Source organism: Pseudoalteromonas sp. BSi20311, from assembly GCF_000239875.1.
Classification (GTDB): Bacteria; Pseudomonadota; Gammaproteobacteria; order Enterobacterales; family Alteromonadaceae; genus Pseudoalteromonas.
The window spans coordinates 42,207-54,221 of sequence record NZ_BADU01000134.1 but is presented as its reverse complement, the minus strand read 5'-3'; the positions used below and the strand labels follow the sequence as shown (position 1 = coordinate 54,221).

General features: G+C 37.4%; 12 protein-coding genes and 1 pseudogene. 7 read left to right on the top strand and 6 right to left on the bottom strand.

The annotated features are described in order from the left end of the window. Positions 1 to 287: 287 nt before the first annotated feature. Both P20311_RS19455 and P20311_RS14045 read right to left on the bottom strand, forming a co-directional pair. A pseudogene (locus P20311_RS19455) lies at positions 288 to 374 on the bottom strand (transposase); the annotation flags it as partial. 13 nt (positions 375 to 387) lie between these two features. Continuing rightward, positions 388 to 1,257 carry a Fic family protein gene (locus P20311_RS14045; protein WP_238529452.1) on the bottom strand — a complete coding sequence of 290 codons (870 nt, stop codon included), beginning with the start codon at positions 1,255 to 1,257 and terminating at the stop codon, positions 388 to 390. 38 nt (positions 1,258 to 1,295) lie between these two features. Between P20311_RS14045 and P20311_RS14040 the strand changes: the two genes are divergently transcribed. Beyond that, on the top strand, positions 1,296 to 2,522 hold the full coding sequence (locus P20311_RS14040) for an RNA-guided endonuclease TnpB family protein (protein WP_008114010.1): 1,227 nt from the start codon (positions 1,296 to 1,298) through the stop codon (positions 2,520 to 2,522). A gap of 10 nt (positions 2,523 to 2,532) precedes the next feature. Here the strand turns inward: P20311_RS14040 and P20311_RS14035 are convergent, their stop codons facing one another. Together P20311_RS14035 and P20311_RS14030 are read right to left on the bottom strand one after the other, a co-directional pair. Further along, complete coding sequence (locus P20311_RS14035) at positions 2,533 to 3,159, bottom strand: DUF4172 domain-containing protein (RefSeq protein WP_008114008.1); 627 nt, start codon at positions 3,157 to 3,159, stop codon at positions 2,533 to 2,535. 828 nt (positions 3,160 to 3,987) lie between these two features. Further along, positions 3,988 to 4,230 carry a type II toxin-antitoxin system RelB/DinJ family antitoxin gene (locus P20311_RS14030; protein ID WP_008114006.1) on the bottom strand — a complete coding sequence of 81 codons (243 nt, stop codon included), beginning with the start codon at positions 4,228 to 4,230 and terminating at the stop codon, positions 3,988 to 3,990. Positions 4,231 to 4,676: 446 nt separating this feature from the next. On the opposite strand from P20311_RS14030, the gene P20311_RS14025 reads away from it, so the two are divergent. Both P20311_RS14025 and P20311_RS19545 read left to right on the top strand, forming a co-directional pair. Continuing rightward, a complete protein-coding gene (locus P20311_RS14025) occupies positions 4,677 to 4,883 on the top strand; it encodes a hypothetical protein (protein ID WP_024606882.1) in 207 nt (68 codons plus the stop codon). An 87-nt stretch (positions 4,884 to 4,970) separates the two neighbouring features. Continuing rightward, positions 4,971 to 5,225 carry a hypothetical protein gene (locus P20311_RS19545; RefSeq protein WP_008114002.1) on the top strand — a complete coding sequence of 85 codons (255 nt, stop codon included), beginning with the start codon at positions 4,971 to 4,973 and terminating at the stop codon, positions 5,223 to 5,225. Here P20311_RS19545 and P20311_RS14020 read toward each other — a convergent pair. Together P20311_RS14020 and P20311_RS14015 are read right to left on the bottom strand one after the other, a co-directional pair. Further along, entirely contained in the window at positions 5,192 to 5,482 is a 291-nt protein-coding gene (locus tag P20311_RS14020; protein ID WP_008114000.1) for a type II toxin-antitoxin system RelE/ParE family toxin, read from the bottom strand. The two genes, P20311_RS19545 and P20311_RS14020, sit on opposite strands and share 34 nt — an antisense overlap. A 1-nt stretch (position 5,483) precedes the next feature. Continuing rightward, positions 5,484 to 5,723 carry a type II toxin-antitoxin system ParD family antitoxin gene (locus P20311_RS14015; protein WP_008113998.1) on the bottom strand — a complete coding sequence of 80 codons (240 nt, stop codon included), beginning with the start codon at positions 5,721 to 5,723 and terminating at the stop codon, positions 5,484 to 5,486. A 197-nt stretch (positions 5,724 to 5,920) separates the two neighbouring features. On the opposite strand from P20311_RS14015, the gene P20311_RS14010 reads away from it, so the two are divergent. The 4 genes from P20311_RS14010 (at position 5,921) to P20311_RS13995 (ending at position 12,007) form a co-directional block, all read left to right on the top strand. Beyond that, the gene (locus P20311_RS14010) at positions 5,921 to 6,226 is read left to right on the top strand and encodes a DUF4113 domain-containing protein (protein ID WP_008113996.1); all 306 of its coding nucleotides are present in this window, start codon (positions 5,921 to 5,923) and stop codon (positions 6,224 to 6,226) included. 874 nt (positions 6,227 to 7,100) lie between these two features. After that, a complete protein-coding gene (locus tag P20311_RS14005) occupies positions 7,101 to 7,583 on the top strand; it encodes a hypothetical protein (RefSeq protein ID WP_008113994.1) in 483 nt (160 codons plus the stop codon). A gap of 13 nt (positions 7,584 to 7,596) precedes the next feature. Next, on the top strand, positions 7,597 to 9,162 hold the full coding sequence (locus P20311_RS14000; RefSeq protein WP_008113993.1) for a hypothetical protein: 1,566 nt from the start codon (positions 7,597 to 7,599) through the stop codon (positions 9,160 to 9,162). Continuing rightward, complete coding sequence (locus P20311_RS13995; protein WP_008113992.1) at positions 9,155 to 12,007, top strand: site-specific integrase; 2,853 nt, start codon at positions 9,155 to 9,157, stop codon at positions 12,005 to 12,007. Before P20311_RS14000 ends, P20311_RS13995 begins: the two co-directional genes overlap by 8 nt. Positions 12,008 to 12,015: the final 8 nt, after the last annotated feature.

The following is a 12,015-nucleotide window of genomic DNA, read 5'->3' as shown; positions in this document are numbered from 1 at the left end:
TCTAATCCAGTGTCGTCAGATAACTCCATGTATAGAACGACTGCGTTCGGTAAGATTGTTTTCTTGAAATAAGTAAGGCTTTCTTACTCTAGATAACTCCTCTGGCTCTGCCATAAAATTACAACTCAATTTAAGGCTAAAGTAGAGTCCTTAAGTGGCTAAAAACATTCCAATGGGGTTATTATATTGAAAAATGCATTTTTGATATAAACTATTGATTTATCGAAATTTTCCGAGAAAACCCATTGATCGACGCGAAGCGGCGTCGATGGGATGAATCGGAATAGTTAGCCCTGCTCTTGAATGTATTTTCGAATTGTATCAGCAGCCACATTTCCAACAGAGCAAACAAAATATCCGTCAGACCCAAAAGAGGGTCTAACTAATTTACCTGTTTCGTCCTAAAAGCTTTTCTAACTTTCGATCCGCTACTTTATCATCTAATGATAGAGCCCTATATTCATCAATAAGCTTTGTTAAGCCTGAGTTTTTTTCACCACGAAAATATTCAATATTACGCTCTATTTTCTTTAAGATTTTGCTTAAGCTAATATCATCCACCAATGGATCATTTTCTTTACCTACAAACAGGTTGTTATCTTGCGGGAAGTTCACAAAGTAACGTAAGCCACGTTTACCTTCACCTGATGAGTAGAGTAAGCCATTATCAACCAATGATTTTAAATCCCTTGTAGCGGTTGCCGGTGGCGCACCGGTTATGGCTCGATATTTTTCATTAGTTAAACCATCACGCACAAAGCCGTCAGCGCCGACAGTGAAGATTTTTTTCATCACTTTCTCTTGGCGTTGGTTGAGTTTGACCTCTGCATATTCAGCCCAAAATTTTGATTTTTGCAATACAAATTCAACGGACTCAAGTGACTTATCTTGCGAAGTTCTAACTAGCTCAACAAACCACGCTATCCACTCATTAATTTGTAAGCTAGCATTAGTATTTCTAAGCTGTTGATAATACTCCATTCGATTAGTATTAATCATGCTCGACATACTAAAAAGCGGCGGTCTCGAAAAGTCTTGAAATAACGCATGCTCGGCTATGGCTCTACCAACACGGCCATTCCCATCTTGAAACGGATGAATAGCGACAAACCATAAATGAGCAACTGCTGCTTTTATCGAATCCTTCCGAGAAAACCCATTGATCGACGCGAAGCGGCGTCGGTGGGATGAATCGGAATAACTAGCCCTGTTCTTGATGAGAATGGTAGTGCAGTGTGATTTAGTCTCATATTCCATCTTGACAACTCATTTCCATACAGTAGTCTATACAGTATATGAAAAAGACGCTTAGATACAACTACAGGCTAAACCCTACGCCAGAGCAAGAAGCTAAACTCGTTGAATTTGGCGCGACAGCGCGTGGCATTTGGAACTTATTACTGTCTGAAAATATGCGTCGATATGGGTTCGATAAAACATTCTTGTTCTACAATGATATGGTCTCGCTTCTTAAGGAAATAAAGCCTTTTGAAGAGTTTACGTGGATTAAGTCTTTTGACTCGGCAGCAGCTCAGCAAGTTGCTCGTGATTTAGAAACGGCAATGAAAAATGCGTTTTCTAAGGGGCGCTTACAACGTTTCCCAAAACACAAGATTTCATACAAAAAGAAAAAGCTTCACAATGACAGTTTTCGAGCGGTCAATAACTCGAACTGTATCCGCATTGAAAATGGCACTATCAGTATTCCAAAAGTTGGTAAAGTGCCTATCATTTTACATCGCGAACTGGCTAGCAAAATCAAAACGGTAACTGTTCAGTTTCGCCACGGTAAATGGGAATGCAGTATTACTCAAGAAGTGGAGTGCAAGACAGCCAAGCAAGTTCTAAAAAACATCACAGGTTTTGACATTAACTCAAAGCAAACGGTAGTTGGCTCGAACGGCTACGTGGCCGACAATCCAAAGTTTTTAACACAGTCAAAAACAAAGTTAAATCAATTGCAACGTCAGCTTGCACGCCGAACTAAAGGTTCAAATCGCTGGCACAAAACCAAACAACGCATCAATAAATTACACGGTAAGATCTCACGGCAAAGGCTCGACTTTGCACATAAAATTTCACGACAGATAACCAATGAAAATGATATTTTAGTGTTTGAAGATTTAAATGTAAAAGCGATGCAAAAATTCAATGGCAGTATGGTAGCTGACAATGTGATGGCTCTGATAACTCAGCTTTCAAAATACAAAACTGAGCTTGAAGGTAAACTCTATCACGAGATTGGCAGGTTTGAAAAATCCACTGGGATTTGCGCAGAATGCGGCCAGCACCATGTTTTAACATTGAACGACAGAAATTTCACTTGTAAAGCTTGCGAAGTTTACCAAAGCCGAGACTTGTCAGCGGCTAAAAGTATAGCAAAAACAGGTGAGTTAAATTTAATTGCGGCTGGGATCGTCGCAAGGGTAGCCCCCACATCTCAGCAGAAATCAGCTATTAAAACGAAAGTCTTCGAGTTGTCGAAGTTTGCTGTTGGAACTGAGAAAAAAGAAGTAGCCTAGCATTAAAAATCTAGGCTGTAGAAGCCCATTGATCGACACGTAGTGGCGTCGGTGGGTAGTTCACAGGGCCTGAACAATTGGCGCTATTATACCACTGTATGAAAGCATCCATTTCATGTTCAACCTCAGTGCGATTATTACCGGGTGCTTTGTAGATGATTTCACTGTCGCCGTATAAGTCTTCTCTTATTACATCAATGGACGAGTCTCGATAATCGCCTTTTGTAATAGGATTTACATAATAATCTTCACTACCGTGTAATAGTAGCGTGTGCCAACGGCAAAGTAAGGTTTTAGACATAGCACTTTTAATGCTTTTGCGCACATCAACAAGCATTGCCGCAATGCCTTTTTCTTTAGGGAAGTAACCACCACGCTCTGGCTCTTTTAACCCTAGAAAACGAGCAACTGATGAGCGCACCTCTTCACGGTTAAGTTTTTCACCTTCAATGGCACTGGTGCTTAATGCTTCTTCCACTAGTAAGTGGACAAATGCATCATTATGGTCACTTAACGGTATTTGCGATAATGCCCCTTCAATACTGTAAGCTTTTTTCGAATACTCGCTGACACTTGCCTCAAAGCGTGTTGTGTCATATTCAAATTGAGGCCAATTTTTTTGTTGCCAATGATACATGTGATTTAAACCTTCTTCCGTTATAAATCACTTTATACCTAATTGTGATTTAAAAGCCTATACCTTATGAATCATATGGAGAGAAATTTTGATTTATAAAAACATTTAGTTAACTTTTATTTGACATCTTGGAGCCTGATTAGGATATATCAGTATACTTTTTACAGCAAGCGTCGACAGAATATTTAGTTTTTGAGGTTGGTTTGGGCTTCCCAGCTTTCGCATCTTATCGTGTGGGTATCTCTTACACTTAATTATTCGCTTTTTAATCGTGGCAAAAAATTCAGCAATCGTATTATCATGATAATGCGGTTGACGCCTGAAGCTGCTGTAATTGCTCAAGCGAATCTGCTAATTTTCGTGATATGTTATTCATGTTTGCGCCCCTTTGTATAGCAATTTACCTGTGGCTATATTTTAAAAATATCCATGAACTATCAATATTAAAAAATACCAAAGCTATATGAATTTGTTGCGATATTAAAATTATGGCTAGTGTTATTAATCAGGTTCATAGTGATAGGTTAATTATGCTGAATTAGGTAGTGGCTTAGACGGCTTGGGGAATATATAGTTATCAGCAATTAATAATTATGGTGTATAAAACGCCAAAATGGGGTGAAGTCGATTTCCTCAAGTTTATAATGAGCCTGGTGTAACTGCCCTCTTTTAAATTTTAAAAAATACTTAGTAAGAAGAAAAGTAACACTACTGGCAAATTAGAGCCAAATCAAAGTAGCTACTCTTCTCTTAGTAATTCATTAATATTTACCATATGATTATTTAAAGGTGGTTCATTAGATATCGAGCATTAAATTTGCGTAATGTTCATAGGGTATCTAGCGAGGTTTTGACACCTACTTTGGGAGCAGCTAAACGCGCTTTTGCTACAGTAATTAACGCTTCATCCTCACTTGTCAGTAGCGCGGATTTAAACGGCAACGCCTCTCTTTGTGCAACGTATTCTAGTGTCTGCCTTAGTAGCTCTGACGGAGTTATACCTAATTTTTCTAGTGCAGCGTAAGAACGCTTTTTCACATCATCATCGACACGAAAACTTATAGTACCCATAACGACCCTGTATTTATATATTGATTTACTGATTGTATTAAATTTATACCAGAGTACAAGTTAAAATATATTTCTGACACCTCGTACGATATTCCCACAAAACAGAAGTTTACTTCCCTTTTAATCATAAAAATTGTAATTTTCGGAAGTATTCTTCCTGGGATGGTCATGAGTCTAATATTTCAATTGTTTGTAAGCGAGCATTTAAACAGTGCGCTTACGCTATTAATATCCATAATGAGAGATTAAGGCTAATAGCTTAAATAATTTGTGGCGGTAGGTAGTACCGACACATTAAATGCTTGTAAGAGGTTTTAGAAGTCTAAAGTGATCTAGTATCACAATGCTTAAACCGTTGACGACAAGAATCCCCTTGATTTATCAAGGGGTACTTCAACAAAAAAGAGAATAAGATTTCGTTTGCGCCTATTTATGACTTTGCGCCAATGAAAGCAGATCCTGAAATGGTAACGCGATTGTTTAAGTGGGGTGACGGTTTTGAACGTGGAGGCAAGGTAAACTTTTTGCAAGTAGCCGAGCAACTCTCACCTATGTGTGATCCAAATGAATTGATTGCATACCTTCAAGAAATAGCCAAAAGGCTCAAAAATCTGCCAACGCTACTTTTAGATGCCGGTTGCCCAAGTTATTAAGCGACAATTACGGTGGCCGGTCTAGCGACAATTATCTTGGCCGGTTTATCTGATAAGGTTCGGTACAGCAGAACGGAGGAGTTCACTGTGCCGGGAACACGAATCACTGATCAGCAGGTCACTATTTATATGAAACATAGAAAGCGTAATAGCCAAGTTATCGCGGCTGCGAAAGCAGGTATTTCTGAACGTTCAGCAAGGCGCATTGATAAACTGGATGAGCAGCCATTGTCTAATAAACGCCAATGGCGAACGCGTATAGATCCACTTGAGTCTATCTGGGACAGTATTGTTGGCCAGTTACGTTTTCAGAGAGCCCGGTGTATATCCATGCTTTTATGAAGAACTCGAATAATTACAACTTCTTTCTTGCCGAATTCTTTGTAATAGATGACATGACTCCCTTGCGGTCGCTTTCTATAGCCTTCTCTAATGTAATCACAAATATAACCTAGCTCTGGTTCTTCTGCAATTTGATGAAAAACGCTATCAAGTAATTTTAAATAGTCATTTCTCTGCTGCCTGCCCCAGTTAAGTTGCGTGTAACGAGCGATTTTAATTAAATCTGATTTAGCTTTTTTAGATATATGAAATTTCATATCAATGATTTTCTTTATCTAAGTCACTTAATAGTGTGTCATATGAATAGTCAGCTATTCCGCTGTTTTCTCCCTCAACCAACATATTCCTTAGATTGTTCATTTTCAATTCTTGATCTTCTAAGGCTCTTAATCCAGCTCTTAGAACTTCACTTGCAGATCCATACCTACCAGTCTCTAATTGCTGACTAATAAATGAGTCAAAATGCTCACCTAATGTAACACTTGTATTTTTCGCCATGCCAACCTCCAATACCAATATTTAATATATTCTGGTATCAAAAACATATCAAGTCAATTAAGAAAGACAAAAAACACCTCCTTGAATCGCTAACAAAGCGTATTGTAATATTTGCTGCAAGTTCACCCCACGAAGACCTGTATTACAAAAAATCATTACTTTATGACTTCCCTATCCCTACATCAGATACGAGTGTATTGGCTAATGCAGTCTCTGATGTAATTAATGATATTTTCAAGGCTAATACGCGGTTTTATCGCTGTGGTATTGGTGCAATAGAATTAGAAAGTGAGCTGTATCAACAAGCTGATATGTTCAGTGTTAATGCCGACAACCCTAAAATGATGAAGTGCTTAGATGCAATAAACAAACGTTACGGTGCAGGTACATTATCAATAGGCAGTGAAAGGCTTAGTCAAATCTGGAATATGAAGCGTGCTTTTTTGTCGCCGCATTACACAACACGTTGGTCTGATATTCCTATTATTAAATGCAGTGATTAAATATCTGGATGTTTAATCATTGGCATTGTTGGTAAAAAATATTTAGCGCAATAACAGCGTTAAAGTTAACAAGAATACGCAACAAATTTTAAATAAAGCAGCGAGCAGAAAATACATATCCGCTAACCCCCCTTCAAAAAACTGTACACAAAACCATACAAAACACCAATTTACTCTTAAAAACCCCATCGTCAACATAAAACAATCAAAAAACTCACAAAAATTTTAAAAATTCAAAGAGACATTTATTTTAATAAAGAAAAAAGCGAACACCCCCTAAGCTATTGAAAATAAACAATATTAACCACTATCAAACAAATGATGTTTTTTACAAAAAAATATTTTTATCACGTGAGTTTTTTTCAGGTGCTAAAAAAGGGGTCTCTAATCTGAAACTCGTTTCAAAAATTCCTTTACTATTTATTTTATTCACATTTTAGCTATTGAGTCATTTTAATGCGTGAGGATGTTTAAGTTTAGTTCGCCAAATAAGTATGCCTACAAAGCAGGAGTTAATCGCCGCAGTAGCAAAAAAAGCGCGTTACCATAATTAAACATAAATAAATGAATAAATTCATTTATAAAAAATGCCGGAGGTTTTTATGAAACGCAAAAGTTTTCAATTTTTTAAAAAAAATTGGTAGAGCATCAAAAATAGGTACCTCTGTCACACACAAAAATTTTTTTATTCTTTATTATGGACAAGATAAATGTTTTTGGCGCTTACCTATTAAGAGTTTTTTTTACAAAACGCGAGTGGTGTATTCGCACTAAATAAGTAGGCCTACATAGCCGGACATAATCGTCAAAGCAACAATGGTAAAGGGTTACCATAAATTAAACATGAATACGTTAATTAAATAGAGTGGGCTATATGCACTATAAGCACTATAAGCAAAAAAAGATTCAGTTAACCGAAGCAGAATTACAAAGTCATCCACTATTAAGGGAGCTGACTAAAAATGATGTCGTAAATTTAAAAGTAAACCAGTGCATTAGTGAGTTACCGATTGATGTCATACAAATGTCATTAGATTTACATCCACTGCCAGTGACACTTGATACTAATGATGATTGTTACCTGACACTTGCACCGAGCGGAGTACTGGAGCGCTTTAAAGCCCACCCTTTAAGTAAAAAGCTTTTTTTAAAAGTATATATTTACCCAGCAGATGCTGTTGATCACGTATTAAGGGTTACCTTGCTATATAACTGTGCGCTAACACTTTATTTAAAGAACGCCTTGGGCGCTAATATTCAACAGCGACATGCTTGCTTTAAAGCGCACGGTATACACGCCCCTAAAAAAACGATATTGGCAAACTTAGCTAATACCTCACCGTCTACTTTTCGGTAATGGGAAAGTCAATATGAGTATGTATACACACATAGCGAGAAGTAATCGTTTAAACAATGCGGGGGGCTGCTATCCAGATGCAATGGAGCATGCTACAACATTTACTATCTTGATGATAAAGCTAAATAAAGAAAACAAAAAAGATCGTCTTGTAATGACTATTATTACTCTTTTCCTTTGGCTCACTCAGCAGTGGGCTAGTATTAAATCTTACAAAGATATTCCAAATTTTACTCGTATATCAGGAACGTTTAATTGTCAGCCATTCACTTTTCGTACCTTTACACGAGGTAATAATAGTTGGGTAGAGTACGCTCATGAGGTAAAAGATAATCAACACACTTATTACGTATGGCAACCGATCCCGCGCTATTTGAATTGTATTTTCCAACCTTATTTCAGTGATCTAAGATATAATATCCCCCTTTTAACTGATCGCGTTAAACAGCGACTTTTTAAATTAATAAATAGCCATTGGAAGACGCCACTAGTACTCAAAACTTTTAAGCCGGCGAGAAAAAATACCTTTTATCGTTATATATCGTTATGTGCTCGGGCAGACGAAACCTTGACCCCTATCCCAAGAAAGCATTTAGTAAAATCAGTTAAAGCACACCATACTAGCGCTATATGCTATCAACGGCTCAGCAGCGACCGTCTGAGATTTAAAATTTTTGATGCCCATAACAGATATATCGGCTTTTTATTTGAATTCATACGAAAAGAGAATTTGCATTCGTATTTCAAAGTTCATCTCGAAAGTAAAACGGTTAACCTTATTACTGAGCGCCTAAGAGACACGCCTTACGAAAATATTGATCCAAATCTGAAACATAAAGGGAGTATGAGTCAATATAAAATCATTAAAACAAAAGGAAAGAGTGATCATGTTGCAGTGCCTGCAATTATGCTCGGTAGTCGCCGTGTTCCTAAAGATAAAGACGTCACTGACTTTTTTAATCGTATTGATAATTATGTTAAACAACTAAAACCAAACAATAGAGCTTCACGTGCGCAGTGGTTAGCTTACTTTAATGCAGTCAGCTTTCGCATAGCATTGCTATTTATTGTATTAACAGGAGTAAGGCCAACCCACAGTATTAGCTTACTCTCTCATTATTTTTCATTCACGCACATTACATTTGTCAAAGATAAAGGCCGCTTAAGGCAAGTTATTTTAAGTGATTACCTGCTTAAAGAAATTACGCATTACACTGAGCTAAAAGCATCACTTCATTCCCAACTAAGCTTACATGATGATTTACCTGAGCTTTGGTACATTTATGATAACTCAGAGACTCCAACACCATTAAGTGCTCGTGCGTTACGCGTATTTATGAACAAACATTGGGCTGGTGTTGTTCCTTATCAGCTCAGACACTATTTTGCTCAATGTGCTCATACAATTATTAGTCTTACCCCACTTACGGCTCAAGATATTGATCGCCTAATGGGCCATGAAAATACAGGAGAACATTTAGGTAGCGACATTATGTTCCCAAAAAATATTGGCGTTCTAAAAGCTTACTTAAACGGGCTAGACCAACATATCGGCGTTAAGGAGTTACATTATGTCTAACCCCGCATTGATACATGTAATAGATATCCAAGACTACCTAAGTAAAACGGCACAGCCGTGTGCTGATACACAAGTTATTGCTGATCTTTTAACTAAATGGCCGGTAATGCAGCAGCAAACGCGTTCCTTAAAAGAAAAAGAAATAAAGAGAGCACAAAAAATAATAGCAACTGTGCCAACAGGTAAGCGAGTACACTACATTAGAGCTCTGCAAAACATTCTTTATTATTTACGTTATGCATGCCAGTGGCAGTTGCCGGAGTCTCAGGATGGTTCTGAACTTGTTAAATCTTTACTTACTGACGCAGATCATGAGTGGTTTGAAAGTATAGCGAACGAAGCTGGGCTATCACATTGTGTGTTCTCACGCTATCAAATAGACCTCAATACTTTTTATGAGCAGCGTAAGCTTAGCACTGCTTTTATGGTGATTATGATTGGTTTTGAGATAGCGCCTTTATCGCTTGGCGATATATCAGCTATTTTAAATGACCCCCAATCGATAACTAATGAATGTCCTTATCCTCGACTTCGCATTAAACACCAGTGTAAAAATACAGATATCCCCCATTTTCCTACTCATTATTCTTTATCATTATTAAGTCAAAAATTACTGCATGATTACTATGCACAACAAGCTAAGATAACCACAACAGCGTCTTTAGTAAAAGAGCTTAAGCACTGGCTGGATACAAATGGCATTCAACACATAGCAAAAACACAATGGTCGAGACTATTTCAAATTCATTGGTATAACCAATATGAAATAAATCCAATTTTTATTAAAGATTTAGCTCAACCTGAACGTCATGTGGGGCTAATAACTGACGATAATGTCTGCAAACAAAAATTAGCTGATATTTACAAGAATAATCAGGATACGACGTTGTTTACGTCATTATCAACACATAGGCCTAAGAACCCATGGCAACATGGAAAGTTACTTAGAACTGTCGACATAAATGAGGTAAATGAAATAGAACCCCCTCCTTGGGATACTGATAATATTTTGCCACGCTTGATGTTTGACTTCACAAAAGATTGGATAATTAATGGCGGCCCTAAAAAAGCAGCGCTTGAAAAGGGAACTATTAGAACGTATACGTCACTCACAAAGATACTAACCCCCTTTCCTCTGACTTTAACTGATGCACTCATTGAGGAGTCGATTAATGAGTGGGCACAGGTTATTTTTGTTTCAATTAAGTCTGATGCAGTAAAAAAAGCCTTTTATAAATTTTTAGCGTTTTTAAGCTGGCAAGAGAAAACCGAAGCTCTGGATTTATCTAATTTTAGCACACCAATAATTCCCCCTTCTGTTAGCGCTGCCCGCTTATGCGTAGATGAATGTGACTCGCTTATAAATGCACTTATCGTTAATGGAGCAACAAAGCCCACATTACATATTTTATTTTGTATTGTTGCTACTTTGCTCGGTTTTTACGCTATGTTGCGCCGTGGTGAAGTACTTAGATTACGCATTAAAGATATTCAATTTAAAAGTGAGACGGGGCTTTTAACACTCAATATTACCAACACTCGTGAAGGTAAAACAAAAAGTGGCTCCTCCCGTATGGTTTATACAACGATACCCACACGATACCGCTATTTTTTTTATACCCTGCTTGATATTAAAAAACATAGTAATCAAGATTTACCACTTATAGGTCATGATCTTGAGACACTATCCTCTCGCGCTATATCCTATTTAGTACCCGTATCGAGGGCATTACGAATATTATTTGGTATTCACTTTAACTTTCACCATTTACGTCACAGCGGTGTGCATATATTTATGCTGCAAATGTTACATTGCGTTAGTTATACGCCCGACAATTTGCGCGGGGAAACACCTCTAGAGCAGGAAGTGCTATCAGAAAAATCAGTGGCCGTTCGATTAGATTATTGGTTCAAAGGTAGAGAGGCAATTGAGGTTAATAGTGCTGCTTTTTTAGATAATATGGGAAAACAAATTGGCCATACTTTTTATGCAACTACACGGTGGTCTTACCTACATGATATCGATTGGCTTTTACCAATAATAAGTAAGTATCATAATCCTCATACTCACAAGCAGTTTTCACACTCTGCGTTACGCTACCTGATGGGGCTAAGTGCGTCATCTAATGATTTATCTAGACTACTAAGCCATATTATTCCTGATTATGATCAGCAAACACTTGCTGAAAAACGATGTCAATCAATAACAGTAACTGAACACGCACTAAGGGTACATGTGTTTCAGATAGATAATTTAAGCCAAGCCGCACAAAAGGAGCATATAACTGACACACTAAGCAATACATACTTGGAAGAAAAGTGGTTGAGTACGCTTGAAAAGAGCCAGTTAACACTAACTAACTTTCTTTTTGATAAGCTAATAAACCCTGTTCCTAATGGTGAAGAAGCAATAATTAACTTTGAGTCTATTAGTGCTATTTGGGAATGTGGGTGTCGTCACCGCTCTCAGCCTATCAATAATAAATATCTAACAGCATATAAATCATTCCCCAACATAACAGTGTGTAAACGCAAACACGCATTACGTTTAAATATTGCCTGTACCACCAAAGGTGCGTCTGCGTTTAATACTGTATTTAGACATACAGAGTGGGCATGGGTGCGATGTGAATTTGAGCTTCACATAAATAGAAAAGTAGACAGTAAGCGACCGTTAGAAATGGTTAAAAAGCATTATGCAAAGAAAAGTGAATACAAACATATCAACGTTTTACGTCAGCAAAAAGGGCCAAGTTCATTGACTATTTACCTAAAGCCAAAGAGCAAAATATCTATCCATACACTTGAATATGTAGAACAGTTTATTAAATTAATTAAACATTAGGGAGGTCG

What these genes read in the sequence shown, in the direction of transcription:
- P20311_RS14015 (WP_008113998.1), bottom strand. Translation starts at nt 5,723, where the DNA reads ATGGCGAAAAATACAAGTGTTACATTAGGTGAGCATTTTGACTCATTT.
- P20311_RS14020 (WP_008114000.1), bottom strand. Translation starts at nt 5,482, where the DNA reads ATGAAATTTCATATATCTAAAAAAGCTAAATCAGATTTAATTAAAATC.
- P20311_RS14045 (WP_238529452.1), bottom strand. Translation starts at nt 1,257, where the DNA reads ATGGAATATGAGACTAAATCACACTGCACTACCATTCTCATCAAGAAC.
- P20311_RS14035 (WP_008114008.1), bottom strand. Translation starts at nt 3,159, where the DNA reads ATGTATCATTGGCAACAAAAAAATTGGCCTCAATTTGAATATGACACA.
- P20311_RS14025 (WP_024606882.1), top strand. Translation starts at nt 4,677, where the DNA reads ATGAAAGCAGATCCTGAAATGGTAACGCGATTGTTTAAGTGGGGTGAC.
- P20311_RS14040 (WP_008114010.1), top strand. Translation starts at nt 1,296, where the DNA reads ATGAAAAAGACGCTTAGATACAACTACAGGCTAAACCCTACGCCAGAG.
- P20311_RS14000 (WP_008113993.1), top strand. Translation starts at nt 7,597, where the DNA reads ATGAGTATGTATACACACATAGCGAGAAGTAATCGTTTAAACAATGCG.
- P20311_RS13995 (WP_008113992.1), top strand. Translation starts at nt 9,155, where the DNA reads ATGTCTAACCCCGCATTGATACATGTAATAGATATCCAAGACTACCTA.
- P20311_RS14005 (WP_008113994.1), top strand. Translation starts at nt 7,101, where the DNA reads ATGCACTATAAGCACTATAAGCAAAAAAAGATTCAGTTAACCGAAGCA.
- P20311_RS14030 (WP_008114006.1), bottom strand. Translation starts at nt 4,230, where the DNA reads ATGGGTACTATAAGTTTTCGTGTCGATGATGATGTGAAAAAGCGTTCT.